Origin of the sequence: Pseudoclavibacter sp. JAI123, from assembly GCF_013409665.1 — a bacterium.
GTDB lineage: Bacteria > Actinomycetota > Actinomycetes > Actinomycetales > Microbacteriaceae > Pseudoclavibacter.
The window spans coordinates 291,259-307,679 of record NZ_JACCCM010000001.1 but is presented as its reverse complement, the minus strand read 5'-3'; the positions used below and the strand labels follow the sequence as shown (position 1 = coordinate 307,679).

Below are 16,421 nucleotides of genomic sequence, written 5' to 3'. Positions count from 1 at the left end.
TATGGTCGCTCCCGGCCGCTTTTGACGACCACAGCTCAGCCCTCAACGGCTGCACTGGACCGGGAGACTTCCCGGAGCTCACGTCCGGTTCAGGAGATGAGGACTTGAACGGCAGCAGCCATATGCTCGTGAATCTTTCGCGCCGTCTCCTCAGGGTCACCCGCCTCGATCGCAGCGACGAGCTCGAGATGGCGGTCTGCGTTCATGTTGCGAACAGCCCGATCCGTCCCAGAATGCATGATCGACAACTGGATCGAGCCCTCCAAAGCTGTCCATGCACGCAGCAGCGTGTCATTTCCCGTGAGCCGACAGAGCTCGCGGTGGAAGTCGAGGTCGGCGGCCATCCGCTGCTCGATGCTGGTACCGTCGGAGGCCGCTATCCTCTGGGCGAGGACGCGCAAGGGTTCGATGAAGCCACCCCTGTCCGAACGAGCGGAGAGCGTTCTTCCCGCGAGCGCCTCGAGCGCGGCCCTGACTTCGAACAGGTGCTCAAGCTCCGGCGGGCTCATGTGCCTCACCAGGAGCCGACCACGTGGGCCGTCCGTGAGAAGCCCTTCGATCTGCAGCGTTCGCATTGCCTCACGGAGTGTGCCTCTGCTGATGCCCAGTCGTTCGGCCATCTCGACCTCTGAGACATGAGTTCCAGGGGCCAGCTCACCGGTCGTGATCGCACGGCGGAGTGCATCGATTGCCTGCATCCGCAGAGTTGTCCGCTGAAGACCCAGAATCGTTGGGGTGGTGGCCATCGGTACTCCTTCCCGTGGCCTTCAGTCTAGGCGGGCACCCAGCCGGGAGGAGGAGTGCCCACCGCAGCGCCTCAGCTAGGAATCTGAATCGAGTTGGTCTCACGTTCCGCGTACTCGCGCTGGGCCCGCGTCCAGGTCTCTCGAGTCGAGAGCGCCGCAAGGAGACCGATGAGCGAGTACAGGGAGAAGAGCCCCGCAGGCCCGACCCACCCGTACGCGCCGTAGAGCAGCGTCGTGATGAAGGGGGTGAAGCCGGAGACCATCGCAGAGATCTGGTAGGCGAGCGAGGCGCCCGAGGTTCGCGTGTTCGCGTTGAACAACTCCGGGAACCACGCACCCTGGAGCCCTGCCAGCGAGTTCTGGAAGACGGCGTAGGAGAGCACGATGACAGTGACCACCATCGGGTACACGGCGGTGTTGACGCCCATGAACATGAGGAAGCCCCAGAGGATGCCGAGCGCGCAGATGAGGATGTAGAGCGGGCGGCGTCCGATTCGGTCGCTCAGCTTGGCCCAGCCCCAGGTTGCGAAGATCCCGACCCCCGAGGCGATGCACAGCGCCGTGAGGGTCTGCCAGCTCTCGGTGATCTCGTTGGTGTTGAGGTAGGAGATCAGGTACGTGATGGAGATCGCGTAGCCGGCGGTCTCGGCGATTCGGAGTCCGATGCCGCGCAGGATGTTTCCCCAGTCGTCCTTGATGACGGTGAGGATAGGGGACTTCAGGACGATGCCCTGCGTCTTCACATCCTCGAAGACCGGCGACTCGGGAACCTTCGAGCGGATGATGAGCCCTACGGCCACGAGCACGATGCTGGCCAGGAAGGGCACCCGCCACGCCCAATCGCCCGGCAGGTGCACGCTCACGAGAAAGACGAGGTTCGCCAGGAGGAGGCCGACGGGGAACCCGGACTGCACGATGCCGGTGAAGGAACCCTTGGATTTCCACGGAGCATGCTCGTAGGTCATGAGGATCGCGCCTCCCCACTCAGCACCGAACGCGAGCCCTTGGACGATGCGGACCGTGACGAGCAGGATCGGCGCGATGATTCCGACAGCGGCGTAGGTGGGCAGCAGACCGATGACGAAGGTCGCCAGCCCCATGATGATCAGGGATGCGACCAGCACTGGCTTTCGCCCCACCTTGTCGCCGAGATGACCGCCGATGATGCCGCCGATCGGCCGTGCCGCGAACCCGACGCCAAGCGTCGCGAATGAGAACAGCGTTCCTGTCAGCGGGTCGGTGCCTGGGAAGAAGACGGTGCCGAAGTACAAGGCCGCAGCGGTGCCGAAGCCGATGAAGTCGTAGGTCTCGATCACGGCACCTACTCCGGATCCCACTGCGACTCGCTTTGCTTCCGGAGTTCCGAGTACCGGCCCTCTCATGGTGATGGCGTCGTTGCTCATCTCTACCTCTCTCACATCATTGTGGCCCAGGTCGGGCTTGCGACCTCAGTATCGACGCGTCGAGATTCAATGTCAACAGTTCGACAGTTGTACTGTCGGTAATCTCGTGGCACGATGTTCACACCGCAACGAGGCGGAGACAGATGGGAACACCTTGAGCACCACACGGACAGCAGTCATCACCGGGGCGGGCGCCGAGAAGGGCATCGGGCGCGCCGTCGCCGAGGCCTATGCGGCCGCAGGATGGAGCCTCGCGCTCCTCGATCTCGACGGGGATGCGGCGGCTGCGGTCGCCGCGACGCTCTCCGAGGCCTATGGCGTCAGCAGCTTCGCCGGGGTCGTCGACGTCGCCGATGAGGCTTCGGTCTCAGCCGCGCAGTCGGCGATCGCCGAGCAGGTCGAGAATGGTCAGCTGCCGCCCGTCGGCGCCCTCGCCAACATCGCCGGGATCACCTCGCCGGTGCCGTTCCTCGAGACTTCGCTGGCTCTCTGGAACAAGGTCCTGGCCGTCAACGCGACCGGAACCTATCTCGTCACCCGGGCATTCCTCCCAGACATGCTCGATCGTGGATTCGGGCGCATCGTGAACATGTCCTCGGTCTCCGCCCAGCGTGGCGGTGGCGTCTTCGGGAAGGTGCCCTACTCAGCTGCGAAGGCCGCCATCCTGGGCTTCACGAAGGCGCTCGCGCGCGAGCTCGGGTCGAGCGGGGTCACGATCAATGCCGTCGCCCCCGGCGCAGTCGACACGAACATCCGCGTCGGCAGCACCGACGAGCAGGAAGCGGCGATAGTCCGCGACATCCCACTCGGCCGCACCGCATCTCCCAAGGAGATCGCCGACGTCATCGTCTTCCTCTCGAGCGCCGAAGCCGGCTACCTGCAGGGAACCACCATCGACATCAACGGCGGATCGCACCTCCACTAGAGCAAGCGACCCGAAGACGAACGAACAAAGGAGTGCGATCGTGACCGGAACATCCACACAAGCGCCAACCCGGGCAAGGCGGGCCGAGCTCGTGCGCGAAAGCGCGCAGCGCATCCGCCTCAACGCCCTGCTGATGGGGGAGGTGCAAGGGCAGGGATACGTGGGGCAAGCGCTCGGCGCCGCCGACATCCTCGCCGCCGTCTACATGGATCAGCTACGGCATCGTCCAGCGGAGCCGGAATGGGAGGGACGCGACCGCTTCCTCCTGTCAACAGGGCACTACGCCATCGGGCTCTACGCGGCACTCGCCGAGGCCGGCATCATTCCGCTCGAGGAGCTCGAGACCTACGGCTCCGACGACTCACGCCTGCCCATGTCGGGCATGGCGAGCTACACGCCGGGCATGGAGATCTCCGGCGGCTCCCTCGGTCACGGCCTCACGGTCGCCGTCGGGATGGCGCTTGGGCTGCGGCACACGGGCAGCGACGCCCGCGTCTTCAACTTCCTCTCCGACGGAGAGCTGAACGAGGGATCGACGTGGGAGGCGGCGATGGGTGCCGCATCGCACCAGCTCGGCAACCTCACGGCGATCGTCGACATGAACGCGCTCCAAGCCGACGGCCCAACCGCATCCGTGCTCAGCATCGAGCCCGTCGAGGAGAAGTGGTTGTCTTTCGGGTGGAACGCGCAGCGGGTGGACGGCAACGACGCCGAGGCGCTCCTCAGGGCCTTCGACGCGAACTCCGACCGCGACCCGGTGGGGGCTCCGCAGGTCCTGATCTGCGACACGACCGTCGGCCGCGGCGTGCCGATGCTGGAGCAGCGCGAGAAGAACCACTTCATGCGCATTGAGGAACACGAGTGGGCGATCTGTCGCGAAGAGCTCATCACAGGTTTCAAGGGAGGCTCGCGATGAGCACTGCAGGTACGAAGAAGCTCAAGACGTCCGCGATGATCGCATCGTTCGCCGACCCAGGGCAGCGCACGGCGCCGGCCCCCTTCGGGCACGCGCTCGCTCGTCTCGCGGAGCAGGACTCCCGCATCGTAGGGCTCAGTGCCGATCTCGCGAAGTATACGGACATGCACATCTTCCGGGATGCGCACCCTGACCGCTTCTTCCAGATGGGCATGGCCGAGCAGCTGCTCTTCGGAGCCGCAGCCGGAATGGCCGAGGTCGGCCTGGTTCCGTTCGCGTCGACGTACTCAGTGTTCGCGGCACGACGCGCGTACGACTTCATCTGCCTCGACATCGCCGAGCCCAAGCTGAACGTCAACATCGTCGGCGGGCTCCCCGGCCTCACGACCGGCTACGGCCCGAGCCACCAGGCCACCGAGGACATCGCCATCTTCCGCGGCGTGCCCGATCTCACCATCGTCGACCCGTGCGACTCCGTGGACCTCGAACAGTCTGTTCCGCAGCTCGCCGCGACCGATGGCCCCACGTATCTGCGTCTCCTCCGAGGCAAGGTGCCCACCGTTCTTGATGAGTACGGATACACCTTCGAGCTCGGCAAGGCGAAGGTCATCCGCCCGGGCAACGACGTGGTCTTCGTCTCCAGCGGCCTCATGACGATGCGGGCGCTGCAGGCTGCGGATCGTCTCGCGGACCACGGGTTGGACGTCTCGGTCGTGCACGCACCGACCATCAAGCCCTTCGACGAGGAAACGGTCGTGGCGGAGCTTGATACTCCGCGCCTGGCGTTCACGTTGGAGAACCACACCGTCGTAGGTGGCCTCTTCGAGACCGTCTCATCGGCACTTGTTCGGCGCGGGATCGGGGCGCAGGTGCACCCGATCGCACTTCCCGACCGGTTCCTCGACGCGGGTGCGCTGCCAACACTTCATGAGCGGTATGGCCTCGCGACCGAATCGATCGTGCAACGCGTGCTTGCGCAGAGGGCCTAGCGCCCGACACCCTGGCGAGTGCCTGCTCGGGGCGGCGAAGCGGGTTCCTGAGCAGGCGCCCGCTTCCCACGGTGACATCGGGATGTACGGGGCCGGGCGTGCGACGCTTGCCGCATGCGCGCATCCACCTGGACTCCCCTCTCGGTCTTCTACCTCGTCCTCGCTGTCATCGGCGGGGCGCTCACCTGGACGTTCAACGTCATCGCCGGGATGGAGGGGAGCGCGTTCGTCGGCGACTACTTCGGCAGCGGGCCCGCTGTCACGTCGATCGTCATCGATGTGCTCGTCGCGGCGACCGTCGGCGCGGTCTTCATCATCGTCGAGGGTCGCCGTCAGGGCATGCGGCGGCTGTGGGTGTACATCCTCTGCTTCGGCGTCGCGTTCGCGTTCGCTCTGCCGTTGTTCCTCGCGATGCGCGAGCGGCACCTGACAGCAGCAAGTCGCAAGACGACCACTGAGTAGCCCGTCGACTCGACCGTGCGGGGTTTCTCGCACGCGTGATGGGTTTTTACCCATCACCAGTCACCGAAACCCAGCACGCGCTTGCGCCAAACCCATCACGGTCGCGAAAACCCCGCACGAAGGGCGGCACAGCCTCAGCCGTACATCTGTTGCGGATCGCGACGGTCCCCTTACTGTTCACCCGCCGCGCCCGCGCTGGCATCAGGCCACCGCGCACTGCTCCGCAAGCCAGTCGTGAGCCAGCGCCGGAGCATCGCTCGTGATCGCAGACACATCGGGCTGGATGGGCTCTGGCATGACTGCGCCGGCGCGATCCGTGAAGCGCGCGGTCGTGAGCAGGATCTCCGATCCGTCGGCGAGCATGAAGCCCTCGACGCCGGTCGCGAGGCCGTTGCTCTTCTCGCCGAAGGTCGTCACGTTGCTCTGCCCGGCGAACGCGGCGAGCACCATCTCGGCGGCCGACGCGGTGTAGAAGTCCTGCAGGACGGCGATCGGCTTGCCGGCGAAGACGCTCGTGTCAATATCAGCATCGGAGGCGTAGCGCAGCTCGTAACCATCGTCTGACGTTGCGCTCGCTGTCGTCACGGTGTTCCATCCCTGATTGCCGTCCCGGTCCACGAATCCCGCGACGACCTCTGTATCGAAGAGCGGCGACACGGCCCCGAGCATCGGGAACGCGCTGCCACCCCAATTGCCGCGGAGGTCGACGACGAAGCCGCACGTGTCGGCGTCCGCGAGCGCGGCCAGCCCCTCGACACCGGCCGTCGCATACTCCTCGGCGAGCCGACCGTCGTGCCCGATCGCCGACACCGTTATCGTGACGGTCGCGCCCTGTGTCGCTTCGACCACGGGCAGGGCGCTCGGGGCTTCCGCGTAGCTCGCTTCGCGTTCATCGGCAGGGAGGAACCGCGCATGCCTGCCCCCGGCATCGCGGGCGGCAGCTGCGATGAGATCGTGCGCCTCGTCGAGCGTCCCCGCGTTCGCGCCAGCCGCGATAAGCGCATCCCGCTCAGCCGACCAGTCGCCGGCCGAGTAGAGCCCGTGCAGCTCCAGGATCTGCGCCGCCTCTTCGACAAGCACGGCTGGGCTGACGGTCGGCGTCGGAGTTGGCTCGGGAGTTGGTTCGGGGCTCGGCGACCGCGTGCACCCGGTGAGGCCTACGACGAGAGCGGCCACAGCGGCCAGCGGGACTTTCAAGCGCCAGCTCAGTCCACCCTGCGGGTCACGGGCCACGCTGCTCATATCGCCACTCTACGATTTCGCGAATCCCCGAGGGGCTACGACGAGCTGAGGCCATACAGCTCGTCGTACGAGCGAGCCTCAGCGCCTTCGGCCCGGGACTCACCGGTCGATGGAGGCCATGTTCGCGTCGTCGTGCCGAGCGCCGGCCGCGGGCTCGAGCGCGTCGAGGCGGGCGATCTGCGACTCGGTGAGCACAACCGCGTCGGCGGCGGTGTTCTCCTCGACGCGGCTCACGCGGCGCGTGCCCGGGATGGGGGCGATGTCGTCGCCACGCGTGAGGATCCAGGCGAGCGCCGTCTGCGCGGGAGTCGCGCCGATCTCCTCGCCGATGGCGCGGACCTCGTCGACGATGCGCAGGTTGCGCTGGAAGTTCTCGCCCGTGAATCGCGGGTTGGTCTTGCGCCAGTCGTCGGCGGCAAAATCGGCAACCGAACGGATCTGGCCGGTCAGGAGCCCGTGCCCAAGCGGGGAGTAGGGCACGAAGCCGATGCCGAGCTCGCGCAGGAGCGGCAGAATCTCGGACTCGACGTCGCGTGTCCACAGCGAGTATTCGGTCTGCAGGGCAGAGACCGGATGCACGGCGTGGGCCCGGCGGATCGTCTCCGCAGATGCCTCCGACAGCCCGAAGTGCAGCACCTTGCCCTCGGCGAAAAGCTCGGCGATGGCGCCAGCGGTGTCCTCGATGGGGGTGTTCCGGTCGACGCGGTGCTGGTAGTAAAGGTCGATGTGGTCGGTGCCAAGCCTGCGCAGTGAGCCTTCGACGGCAGCGCGAATGTTCTCCGGGCTGCTGTTCGCGTTCCGTTCCTGCTCGACGTGCGAGTAGAGGCCGAACTTCGTCGCGATCTTGACCTGGTCGCGGCGCCCCTTGAGCGCCTCGCCGACGATCTCCTCACTGAGGAACGGACCGTAGATCTCGGCCGTGTCGATGTGCGTCACGCCGAGATCGAGGGCTCGGTGGATCGTCGCGATCGACTCCGAGTGGTCGAGCGCGCCCTCGCTTGTGTAGGTGCCGGCCATGGTCATGGCGCCGAGTCCGATGCGGGAGACCTCGAGGCCTCCGAGAGTGATGTGCTTCATGAGGACGAGTCAATCCGCATCCGCTCGAGACAGCGCGGCCCTGGTGTGAGGTGCACTGACAGGGCCCCTCTAGCGTCGGTGGTGCGGCGTATCGTCGCTCGCATGGACATCCAGGACGACATCGGCGAGTTTCTGACCTCCCGCCGGGCGAGGCTCACGCCGCAGCAGGCGGGGTTGCCCGACTTCGGCGGTCGCCGACGCGTTCCTGGGCTTCGTCGTGAGGAAGTGGCGCTGCTCGCCGGCATGAGCGCCGAGTACTACAAGCGCCTCGAGCGGGGCAACGCCGCGGGCGTCTCGGAGGCGGTGATCGACGGGGTCAGCCGCGCGCTTCAGCTCGACGATGCCGAGCACGAGCACCTCCTCGCACTCATCAAGACCGCGAGCGCTGGCGCCCACCCCCAGCGGCGCACCCGAGCCAGGAAGCAGCAGCTCAGCCCCGCCATGCGGCAGACCATCGACGCCATGTCGACGGTGCCCGTGTTCATCCAGAACGCTCGCCTCGACGCGATCGCGACCAACACGCTCGGCCGGGCCCTGTTCGCGCCGATGTTCGAGGATGCGCGCCCGCCCGTCAACGCGGCCCGCTTCGTGTTCCTCGACAAGCGCTCGCAGACTTTCTACCAGGACTGGGAGAGCAACACGAGACAGATCGTCGCGATCCTCCGCGCAGAGGCGGGACGCTCGCCCTACGACCGGGCGCTCAGCGACCTCGTCGGTGAGCTGTCTACCCGCAGCGACGTGTTCCGGAAGCTCTGGGGCTCGCACGACGTGCGCGAGCACCGCGACGGACTCAAGAGCGTGCATCACCCCGTCGTCGGAGACCTCGACCTCAGCTACCAGAGCATGGACGTCACCTCAGACCGGGGGCTGCTCATGCTCGTGTTCTCGGCGGAACCGGGCAGCGCATCCCACGAGCGCCTGCAGCTGCTGTCGAACTGGGCGGCGACGCATCCGGACACCGAAAATGCGGATCGCTCGGAACACGCGGCTGAGCGCTGACTTGCTCGCCGACGAGTGCGCATGTGCCAGGATTCGGGCATGAAGCACCTGACGAAGCTGTCGGCCGTCGCCGCAATGATTCTCCTGTCGGCATCGCTCGCGGCGTGCGCGTCGAACCCAGCCGCGTCGAAGCCGTCGACCCCGGATGCCGTGTCCGCTCTCCCCGCCGAGCCGACCTTCGCCGATCTTGAGGCGACCGCCGCCAATGAGAAGGCGCTCCCCGTGGAGCTGCCTGACTACGCCCTCGAAGGGGCCGACCTCGAGTCTGTCCGTTGGGTCGGCGAGCACGAGGGAACCGACGTGTGGTTGGCCGCACCCGTCGAGGGCAGCGACTACGACGCCTGCATCCTCACCTTCCCCGACGCGCAGAACTGGACAAGCGGATGCGGCGGCGGCGTCTCAGGACCCGACCAGCGTTGGTACGCCATCGTCGCAGACGGGCAGGAGCCTCCGGAAGGGAGCATCCCGCTCTCCGAGAACGTGTACGTGAGGGCTGAGTGACACCGCGCCACGGCTCTCGCGAAAATGTCGGCGGCCGTCGCTACCGTCAGCCCATGGACATCATCCTCATCCCAGGCTTCTGGCTCACGGGCGACTCGTGGGCACCGGTCACTCGCGCGCTCGAAGCGGCCGGACACACCGCTCATCCGCTCACCCTCCCCGGCAAGGGGGCAGGCGAGAGTCCTGCGGGCATAGGCCTGCGCACGCACATCGACGCCGTCACGGCGCTCATCGACTCGCTCGACGGCGAGGTTGTTGTCATCGGCCACAGCGGCGGCGGCGCGATCGCGTACGGGGCTGTGGATGCGCGCCCCGACCGCGTCGCGAAGGTCGTGTACGTCGACTCGGGTCCGCTCGCCGACGGAGGCGTCATCAACGACGCGCTGCCCGTCAAGGGAGATTCGATTCCGCTGCCAGACCCCAGCGTGTTCGAAGCCGCAGAACTCGACGGCCTCGATGGAGACCGCTGGCAGCTCCTCGCCGACATCGCGGTGCCCGAGCCACTGGGCGTCGCCACGGAGCAGCAGCGACTCAGTGACGAACGCCGCTACGACGTGCCGGCAGTTGTCATCACGAGCACCATGCCCGAACCACTGCTCAGGCAGTTCATGGAAGGCGGCCACCCCTACGTCGCAGAGCTCGCCCGTGCCAGGGACGTGCAGATCGTCGAACTCCCGACGGGCCACTGGCCGCAACTCACGAAGCCCGACGAACTCGCGGCCGCCGTGGTCGACGCGGTGACCCGCTGAGGGAAGTTCCGGCGGCGCGAGCACGCAAGGCGCCACCCGAACCTGCGAGAATCCGCGCATGCGCAAATGGCTGCTCTTGGCCGCGGCGATCTCATGCGAGGTCACCGCGTCGCTCTCCCTGAAGGGGGCCCTGGATGCTCCCGCCCTGTACGTGGTCGTGGTCGCCGGGTACCTGGCGTCGTTCGTGTTCCTCGCACTCGTGCTGCGAGCCGGGCTGCCACTCGGTGTCGCCTACGGCATCTGGGGTGCCCTCGGCGTCGCGCTGACCGCGCTCCTCTCGGCACTGCTCTTCGCCGAACCGCTGACGGCGCTCATGGGCGCAGGCATGGTGCTCATCATCGGCGGCGTGCTGCTCGTCGAGCTCGGCTCGCAACGAGCTCACGACCGCGCCGCGCGTGCGCACGAACGGGCTCAAGCTCCTGGCGCCGGGGAGGTGTCGGCCTGATGCTCGGGTGGCTCTTCCTCGCGGGCGCCATCCTGTCCGAGGTCGGCGGAACCCTGTCATTGCGGAAGACCGTCGACAGCAGCCGGCTCTGGTATGTCCCGGTCGTTGTGGGCTACGTGACCGCGTTCACGCTGCTCTCGCTGACTCTCGCACAGGGGGTGCCGCTCGGCGTCGCCTACGGCATCTGGGCTGCGATCGGCGTCGCCCTCACCGCCGTGCTCAGCCACTACCTGTTCAAGGAGCCGTTCACGTGGATGATGGCAGCCGGCATCGCCCTCATCGGCGCCGGCGTGCTGCTCGTGGAGGTGGGCGGCCAGCACTGATCGCCGACCGCCCATCGCATCAACTCCGCGCGGAACTGGTCACCTCGGCCGCTTCCACGGTGAGCGGAGGGCCGTCGTGCGTGCGACGCTCGACGATCGGGAACGCGGACCCGTTGAGCACCACCACCGGGGTGGCGAGCGAGCGAACCCGGCCACGAACGGCGTCCAGATCCACGACGACGATCACGTCTCCCACCTCGACGACGTCACCCTCAGCTCGCCTGAGGTCGAACCCTTCACCGCGCAGGTCGACGGTGCCGAGTCCGATGTGGACGAGGACCTCCAGCCCTTCCAGGGTTGTGACTCCGAACGCGTGCCCGGTTGGGAACAGCGCGGTGATGGTCCCGGCCACGGGACTGCGGAATTCGCCTGAGGTTGGTTCGACTGCGAAGCCGTCCCCCATGGTGCCGGCGGAGAACGCCTCGTCCTCCACCTCTGAGAGGCGAATCACCCTCCCCTCGACCGGGGCGAGGATGTCGATGCGCTGGCCGATGCTCGGGCGCTTCCCCGCCGCGGCGGCAGCTGCGACTGGAGCGGCTTCGTTCTCGAGCACCGCGTTCTGATCGTCGGCCTGCGCTGCGTTGTGCTCAGCAAGCAGCGCGGGAGTGAAGCCCCAGAAGTACGTGATCAGGAACCCGGAGATGTACCCGGCGAGCAGCCCGACGACGTACGCGAGAATCGCATAGCCCTGGCCGTTGTTGCTCTGCAGCAGGGGCAACAGCGCCCATCCGGAGGGCCCGATGGCGGTCGCTCCGAAGGCGCCCGCGAACTGATTGAAGGCTCCCGCAACTGCACCGCCGACCGCGCCGCCGAGGCAGGCGGTGAGGAAGGGACGTCCGAGTGGCAGGGTCACCGCGTAGATCAGCGGCTCTCCGACACCCAGGATGCCGACGGGGAGTGCGCCCTTGATCGTCGTCCGGAGGGACTTGTTCCGGTTGAGCTTGAAGTAGATGGCCAGCGCGGCGCCGACCTGTCCGGCACCCGCCATGGCGAGGATCGTGAGCAGCGGCGTGAAGCCCACCTGCTCGATGAGGGTCGCGTGGATGGGGATGAGCGCCTGGTGGAGGCCGAGCATGACGAGCGGCAGGAACAGCCCGCCGAGCACGAACCCTGCGAGGAGTCCGGAGTTGCTGAGCAGCCAGATCGCGCCCGTGCCGATCGCACTCGCGATGTTGCCCGCGACGAACATGAACACGAAGATCGTGGCCAGACCGGAGATGAGGAGCGCAAGCGTCGGCGTGACGAGGATGTCGATGGCATCAGGGATCTTCCCGCGCAGGCTGCGCTCGATCCAGGCGCAGAGACCGGCCGCGAAGATGGCCCCGATCACGCCTCCCTGACCCGGCGCGAGCACGATGTCGCCCAGAACGGGGAGGCTGTACTGCACGTCACTGATGCCGGCGAAGACGATGATCGCGGCGACGGCGCCACCCAGTGCGGGTGTGCCGCCAAACTCCTTCGCGGCGTTGATGCCGGCGAAGATCGGCAGGAACGCGAAGAACGCCGAGCCGATGACGGTCAGAGCCGGAACCACCGCCTCGACGAACTCCGGAGCCGTCCCGACCGTCACCCAGTTCACCAGGAGGCCGCGAACAGCCGCGACGATGCCGGCTCCGATGAGGGCCGGGATGAGGGGCACGAAGATGTTGGCGATCTTGCGGATGAAGTTCTTGAACGGGGTGTTGTTGCGCTGCTTCTGGCCGGCCTTGATCGCCGCCCCGCGGGCCGCGAGCGCGTCAGCGTCGGCACCGGCCGCCCCGAGGTGCTGGCGGAAGGCGTCAGTCACCTTGGTGACCTTGCCGGGGCCGAGCACGACCTGGTACGTGTCGTCGTCGACGACGCCGAGCACACCCGGGAGGGACTTGATCGCGGTCTCGTCGATCAGGTCGCGGTCGACGGGACTGACACGCATCCGCGTCATGCAGTTCTCGACACCGGCGACGTTGCCGGCGCCACCGAGCAACCGCAGCAGCTCGCTGGCGAGTTCGTCGTTTGCGCTCATGGGCATCCTCTTCTCGCGACATTGCTCGAATTTTGAAGAACAGTACCAGGATGTGACACGAAAAGGTAAAAAAGTTCCCCAAGGTGGCACACGTCAGCACCGAAGGCCCCCGGGCGTGACGGGACCAGGCGCGATAGGACCGTTCGTGAACTCAGGCCCGAACAACCGGCGCCCTCAGCCCCGCAGGACCGCCTGGTGCGTCTTCTCGATGGCGGCGACAGATCCCTCGTAGTCGACCTGCGCGACACCGGTGAAGACGCAGTCCACGACCATGAGCTGCGCGATCCGGCTGCCAAGAGCAGCAGAACGCAACGGCGTCTCCCGCGCCGCGGTGCGGAGCACGATGTCAGCCAGCGCGGCAAGCGGCGACCGCTCGTGGTTCGTGATCGCGATCGTCGTCGCCCCGGTCGCCTTCGCGATGCGGAGGAACTCGACGACCCCGGCGGTTGAGCCGGAGTGCGAGATGGCGATGGCGACAGCCCGCTCGTCGAGGACTGCGGCGGCGGTCCACGCAGCATGCGCTTCCGGCCATTCGAGGGCGATGCGCCCGATCCGCGACAGTTTGCGCTGCAGGTCGACGCCGACGACGGAACTCGCACCGATCCCGTGGATGTCGACACGAGCAGCGCCGGCAATGGCCTCGACGGCGGCCGCCAGGGCATCGATGTCCAGAACCTCCGCGGTGTCGGCGATCGAGAGCGTCTCGTTCATCGCGATCTTGGCCACCACGTCGGACAGCGAGTCTCCCGGGGAGATATCTGCTGCCGGGGCGACCCCCGCACTCGAGGCGAGGCGCTCCCGGAGGTTCTGCTCGGTGAGGTCGTGGCGCAGATCGCGGAACCGCGCGTATCCGGCACGTCGCGTGAACCGCACGACCGTGGTCGTCGAGGTATCGGCGAGCTCCGCGATCTCCGCCATCGATCTCGTCGCGAACCCTTCAGGGTCGGCGAGCAGCGCCTCCGCGATGCGTCGCTCCGACTGCCGGAGCGACGGCAGCAGCGCCCGCACCTCGACAAGTACCGTGCGAGAGTTCGCACCAGCGCCCTTTGTGCCCACGATCCACCTGCTTTCCACAGACAGCGTATCGAGCGGCGACCGCGAGGACTCTCGAAGATTATTTACTTACCCAGCGTCAATCGTGTACTTTTGCGACAAGACTTGCGCCGTGGCGAGTCAGAAACCGGAGACGAGCATGCCAAACGACGAGATCTCGACGCTAGCAACCCTCTCCACGGAGGCGCGAAACCCACGAACGCTGGACCTCGACACCCTCGGCACCGAGCAGATCCTGCGCCTCATGAATGACGAGGATGCGACGGTTGCCGGGGCTGTGCGCTCGGCGCTCCCGACCATCACCCGGGCTGCGGACCGCATCGCGGAAGCCAGGCGCGCGGGTGGCCGACTGATCTACCTCGGCGCTGGGACGAGCGGCCGCCTCGGGCTCCTGGATGCCGTCGAATGCCCGCCGACCTTCGGTACCGCGCCGGAAGACGTCCTCGGGGTGATGGCTGGTGGCGAGCGAGCGTTCGTCCGCGCCGTCGAGGGCGCCGAGGATGATCCGGAGCTCGCGGCCCGCGAGCTGGACGCTGTTGGCCTGCAGGCGAGCGACGTCGTCGTCGGGCTGGCGGCGAGCGGACGCACGCCGTACGTCATCGGTGGCCTCAGGGCCGCTCGACAGCGCGGCGCCGCGACCATCTCGATCGCCTGCAACGCGAACGCGCCGATCAGCGCGGAAGCCGACATCGCCATCGAGGTCGTGACCGGCCCGGAGGTTCTGACCGGATCCACACGCCTCAAGGCTGGCACTGCCCAGAAGCTCGTCTGCAACATGCTCACGACGGCGAGCATGGTTCGCGGCGGCAAGGCCTACAGCAACCTCATGGTCGACGTGCGCCCCTCGAACGCGAAGCTCGTCGACCGTGCGCAGCGCATCGTCGCCGAGGCCACCGGGGCCGCACGCCCTGACGCCGACGCGGCGCTCGCCTCGGCGGGCGATCACGCGAAGACCGCCGTGGTCATGCTGCTCGCGGACTGCGACGCAGAACAGGCCGCCGCCCTCTTGCGTGAGGCCGACGGCAACGTGCGCCGCGCCGTCGATCTCGCCGCGGTCTGATCCGGTGCCGCCTCAGTCGGCTGTGAGCCCGACGAGCTCGGCGCTGCGCTTCCACAGGCCCTCGATGAGGTCCTCGTCGAATATCTGCGGGTTCACGTTCGTCGCGTGGTGGCGTTCGTCGTAGTACTCGCCCGCCTGCCAGGTGACGCCCGGCTTGCCGGCGATGAACCACTCCAGCGTCTCGCCACCCTTCGCGGCACTGATGGTGAAGAGCTTCGCGAGCGGCGTGCGGTAGAGAAGCCGCATGAGGCTCGTCGAATCGGAGGAGAAGTTCGTGCCGACGACCCCGGGGTGGAACGCGACGCTCGCGACGGGCCGCCCCGCGAGTCCACGGTGCAGCCCTTTCGTGAAGAGGATGTTGGCGAGCTTTGCGTCGCCGTAGGCCTTGTTGGCGCTGAAGCGGGCGTCGTTGTTCAGGTCGTCGAGATCGATACGACCCATGAGGCGTGCCGCGATGCTCGCCGTGTTGATGACCGCCCCGACCTGGACCTCCTCCAGCAGGAGGTTCGTGAGCAGGAACGGTGCGAGGTGGTTGACCTGCAGCGTCAGCTCGTTGCCGTCGACGGTTCGTGTCGTGTCGCCGAAGATCCCGCCCGCGTTGTTCGCGAGCACGTCGATCGGGCCGACCTCGGCGACGAGCGACGCCGCGAGTTCGCGCACCTCGCTCAGGCGTGAGAAGTCGGCGACAAACGACTCGGCGCCGATCTCGCTCGCAACCGCAGCCGTCTTGGCGGCGTTGCGTCCGACGACGACAACCCGCCACCCCTTGGCCGCAAGCGACCGCGCGGCCGCGGCCCCGATACCGTCCGAGCCGCCCGTGATGACGACCGTCTTCGCCTCAGCCACGAGCGTTCGCCGCCAGGACGTCCTCGAGGCGAGCGATGATCGCCTCGAGGCCGAAGTCGAACGCGAGCTCGAGGCGGCGCGACGGCTCGAGCGACCGCGTCACACCGTGGAGCACCGGATGCATGTCGGCGTCGGCCGACCACGGGATGGGTGGCGAGGCCGCATCCACCACTCTCCCGAACGTGAGCCCCTCGAGCACGGCGATCGCGACGAGCGCCTGCTCGTCGGTGAATCCCACCGAGCGGAACGTGATCGCGATCGCTTCGTAGACCTCGAGCGTCTGCTCGTCGCTGACGGGCTCCTGCACCATGATCGGCAGGGCGAGCGGATGCTTCGCGAGGGCTCGCGTGTAGTCCTTCGACCACCGGCGCACCTGGTCCTGCCAGCTCATGGCCGCCAAGGCCGCGAGGTCCTCGTCGGTGGCGTCCTCGAGCCCGATCGCCAGCGACAGCTCCGTGCTGATGAGCGCCCGGATGCCGTTCACGATGCCGGCTCGCCCGTGCACGTGGTGGTACATCGACGACGCGCTCACCCCGAGCTCCTTCGCAAGCACCGGAATGGAGAAGTCACCCTTGCGGTCGATCTGCTCCAGCGCGGCCAGACAGATTTTCTCGGGAGACAGGATCGGAATTCTCGGACGTGCCATGATCAGACTCCCTCGTTCTCAGCGCACGACATCTGCG

General features: G+C 67.2%; 18 protein-coding genes. 10 read left to right on the top strand and 8 right to left on the bottom strand.

Features of this window, described 5'->3' with window-relative positions; genetic code table 11:
- Positions 1-89: 89 nt before the first annotated feature.
- A complete protein-coding gene (locus tag HDC34_RS01515) occupies positions 90-746 on the bottom strand; it encodes a GntR family transcriptional regulator (RefSeq protein WP_179555560.1) in 657 nt (218 codons plus the stop codon).
- Positions 747-817: 71 nt separating this feature from the next.
- A complete protein-coding gene (locus tag HDC34_RS01510) occupies positions 818-2,149 on the bottom strand; it encodes an MFS transporter (RefSeq protein ID WP_179555559.1) in 1,332 nt (443 codons plus the stop codon).
- Positions 2,150-2,303: 154 nt separating this feature from the next.
- On the opposite strand from HDC34_RS01510, the gene HDC34_RS01505 reads away from it, so the two are divergent.
- From HDC34_RS01505 to HDC34_RS01490, 4 genes are all read left to right on the top strand, one after another.
- The gene (locus HDC34_RS01505) at positions 2,304-3,074 is read left to right on the top strand and encodes an SDR family NAD(P)-dependent oxidoreductase (RefSeq protein WP_257023051.1); all 771 of its coding nucleotides are present in this window, start codon (positions 2,304-2,306) and stop codon (positions 3,072-3,074) included.
- 91 nt (positions 3,075-3,165) lie between these two features.
- A complete protein-coding gene (locus HDC34_RS01500) occupies positions 3,166-3,990 on the top strand; it encodes a transketolase (RefSeq protein WP_374757234.1) in 825 nt (274 codons plus the stop codon).
- Positions 3,987-4,979 carry a transketolase family protein gene (locus tag HDC34_RS01495; RefSeq protein WP_179555557.1) on the top strand — a complete coding sequence of 331 codons (993 nt, stop codon included), beginning with the start codon at positions 3,987-3,989 and terminating at the stop codon, positions 4,977-4,979. The genes HDC34_RS01500 and HDC34_RS01495 overlap by 4 nt, the downstream gene beginning before the upstream one ends.
- 114 nt (positions 4,980-5,093) lie before the next feature.
- The gene (locus tag HDC34_RS01490; protein WP_179555556.1) at positions 5,094-5,441 is read left to right on the top strand and encodes a DUF2834 domain-containing protein; all 348 of its coding nucleotides are present in this window, start codon (positions 5,094-5,096) and stop codon (positions 5,439-5,441) included.
- Positions 5,442-5,642: 201 nt separating this feature from the next.
- Here HDC34_RS01490 and HDC34_RS01485 read toward each other — a convergent pair whose 3' ends face one another.
- On the bottom strand, positions 5,643-6,683 hold the full coding sequence (locus HDC34_RS01485) for a S41 family peptidase (RefSeq protein WP_179555555.1): 1,041 nt from the start codon (positions 6,681-6,683) through the stop codon (positions 5,643-5,645).
- A 99-nt stretch (positions 6,684-6,782) separates the two neighbouring features.
- Positions 6,783-7,760: an aldo/keto reductase gene (locus HDC34_RS01480; RefSeq protein ID WP_179555554.1), complete on the bottom strand. Its 978-nt coding sequence runs from the start codon at positions 7,758-7,760 to the stop codon at positions 6,783-6,785.
- Positions 7,761-7,862: 102 nt separating this feature from the next.
- Between HDC34_RS01480 and HDC34_RS01475 the strand changes: the two genes are divergently transcribed.
- From HDC34_RS01475 to HDC34_RS01455, 5 genes are read left to right on the top strand one after another with little or no spacing between them, the layout of a single operon-like run.
- Complete coding sequence (locus HDC34_RS01475) at positions 7,863-8,759, top strand: helix-turn-helix transcriptional regulator (protein WP_179555553.1); 897 nt, start codon at positions 7,863-7,865, stop codon at positions 8,757-8,759.
- A gap of 39 nt (positions 8,760-8,798) precedes the next feature.
- Complete coding sequence (locus HDC34_RS01470; RefSeq protein ID WP_179555552.1) at positions 8,799-9,260, top strand: hypothetical protein; 462 nt, start codon at positions 8,799-8,801, stop codon at positions 9,258-9,260.
- A 53-nt stretch (positions 9,261-9,313) separates the two neighbouring features.
- On the top strand, positions 9,314-10,009 hold the full coding sequence (locus HDC34_RS01465; RefSeq protein WP_179555551.1) for an alpha/beta fold hydrolase: 696 nt from the start codon (positions 9,314-9,316) through the stop codon (positions 10,007-10,009).
- 58 nt (positions 10,010-10,067) lie between these two features.
- Positions 10,068-10,454: a multidrug efflux SMR transporter gene (locus tag HDC34_RS01460; RefSeq protein WP_179555550.1), complete on the top strand. Its 387-nt coding sequence runs from the start codon at positions 10,068-10,070 to the stop codon at positions 10,452-10,454.
- On the top strand, positions 10,454-10,777 hold the full coding sequence (locus tag HDC34_RS01455) for a multidrug efflux SMR transporter (protein ID WP_179555549.1): 324 nt from the start codon (positions 10,454-10,456) through the stop codon (positions 10,775-10,777). The genes HDC34_RS01460 and HDC34_RS01455 overlap by 1 nt, the downstream gene beginning before the upstream one ends.
- 19 nt (positions 10,778-10,796) lie before the next feature.
- On the opposite strand, the gene HDC34_RS01450 is transcribed toward HDC34_RS01455, so the two are convergent.
- Together HDC34_RS01450 and HDC34_RS01445 are read right to left on the bottom strand one after the other, a co-directional pair.
- Entirely contained in the window at positions 10,797-12,779 is a 1,983-nt protein-coding gene (locus HDC34_RS01450; protein ID WP_179555548.1) for a glucose PTS transporter subunit IIA, read from the bottom strand.
- Between the two features lie 174 nt (positions 12,780-12,953).
- On the bottom strand, positions 12,954-13,835 hold the full coding sequence (locus HDC34_RS01445; RefSeq protein ID WP_104313348.1) for a MurR/RpiR family transcriptional regulator: 882 nt from the start codon (positions 13,833-13,835) through the stop codon (positions 12,954-12,956).
- A gap of 136 nt (positions 13,836-13,971) precedes the next feature.
- On the opposite strand from HDC34_RS01445, the gene murQ reads away from it, so the two are divergent.
- Complete coding sequence (gene murQ / locus HDC34_RS01440) at positions 13,972-14,892, top strand: N-acetylmuramic acid 6-phosphate etherase (RefSeq protein ID WP_179555547.1); 921 nt, start codon at positions 13,972-13,974, stop codon at positions 14,890-14,892.
- A 12-nt stretch (positions 14,893-14,904) separates the two neighbouring features.
- On the opposite strand, the gene HDC34_RS01435 is transcribed toward murQ, so the two are convergent.
- Both HDC34_RS01435 and HDC34_RS01430 read right to left on the bottom strand, forming a co-directional pair.
- Positions 14,905-15,738: an SDR family NAD(P)-dependent oxidoreductase gene (locus HDC34_RS01435; RefSeq protein WP_179555546.1), complete on the bottom strand. Its 834-nt coding sequence runs from the start codon at positions 15,736-15,738 to the stop codon at positions 14,905-14,907.
- Positions 15,731-16,384, bottom strand: a complete 654-nt coding sequence (locus HDC34_RS01430) for a TetR/AcrR family transcriptional regulator C-terminal domain-containing protein (protein WP_104313353.1) — start codon at positions 16,382-16,384, stop codon at positions 15,731-15,733. The genes HDC34_RS01435 and HDC34_RS01430 overlap by 8 nt, the downstream gene beginning before the upstream one ends.
- Positions 16,385-16,421: the final 37 nt, after the last annotated feature.

Coding starts and splice junctions, on each gene's coding strand:
- HDC34_RS01515 (WP_179555560.1), bottom strand. CDS start 746: ATGGCCACCACCCCAACGATTCTGGGTCTTCAGCGGACAACTCTGCGG.
- HDC34_RS01510 (WP_179555559.1), bottom strand. CDS start 2,149: ATGAGCAACGACGCCATCACCATGAGAGGGCCGGTACTCGGAACTCCG.
- HDC34_RS01495 (WP_179555557.1), top strand. CDS start 3,987: ATGAGCACTGCAGGTACGAAGAAGCTCAAGACGTCCGCGATGATCGCA.
- HDC34_RS01490 (WP_179555556.1), top strand. CDS start 5,094: ATGCGCGCATCCACCTGGACTCCCCTCTCGGTCTTCTACCTCGTCCTC.
- HDC34_RS01485 (WP_179555555.1), bottom strand. CDS start 6,683: ATGAGCAGCGTGGCCCGTGACCCGCAGGGTGGACTGAGCTGGCGCTTG.
- HDC34_RS01480 (WP_179555554.1), bottom strand. CDS start 7,760: ATGAAGCACATCACTCTCGGAGGCCTCGAGGTCTCCCGCATCGGACTC.
- HDC34_RS01475 (WP_179555553.1), top strand. CDS start 7,863: ATGGACATCCAGGACGACATCGGCGAGTTTCTGACCTCCCGCCGGGCG.
- HDC34_RS01470 (WP_179555552.1), top strand. CDS start 8,799: ATGAAGCACCTGACGAAGCTGTCGGCCGTCGCCGCAATGATTCTCCTG.
- HDC34_RS01465 (WP_179555551.1), top strand. CDS start 9,314: ATGGACATCATCCTCATCCCAGGCTTCTGGCTCACGGGCGACTCGTGG.
- HDC34_RS01460 (WP_179555550.1), top strand. CDS start 10,068: ATGCGCAAATGGCTGCTCTTGGCCGCGGCGATCTCATGCGAGGTCACC.
- HDC34_RS01455 (WP_179555549.1), top strand. CDS start 10,454: ATGCTCGGGTGGCTCTTCCTCGCGGGCGCCATCCTGTCCGAGGTCGGC.
- HDC34_RS01450 (WP_179555548.1), bottom strand. CDS start 12,779: ATGAGCGCAAACGACGAACTCGCCAGCGAGCTGCTGCGGTTGCTCGGT.
- murQ (WP_179555547.1), top strand. CDS start 13,972: ATGCCAAACGACGAGATCTCGACGCTAGCAACCCTCTCCACGGAGGCG.
- HDC34_RS01430 (WP_104313353.1), bottom strand. CDS start 16,384: ATGGCACGTCCGAGAATTCCGATCCTGTCTCCCGAGAAAATCTGTCTG.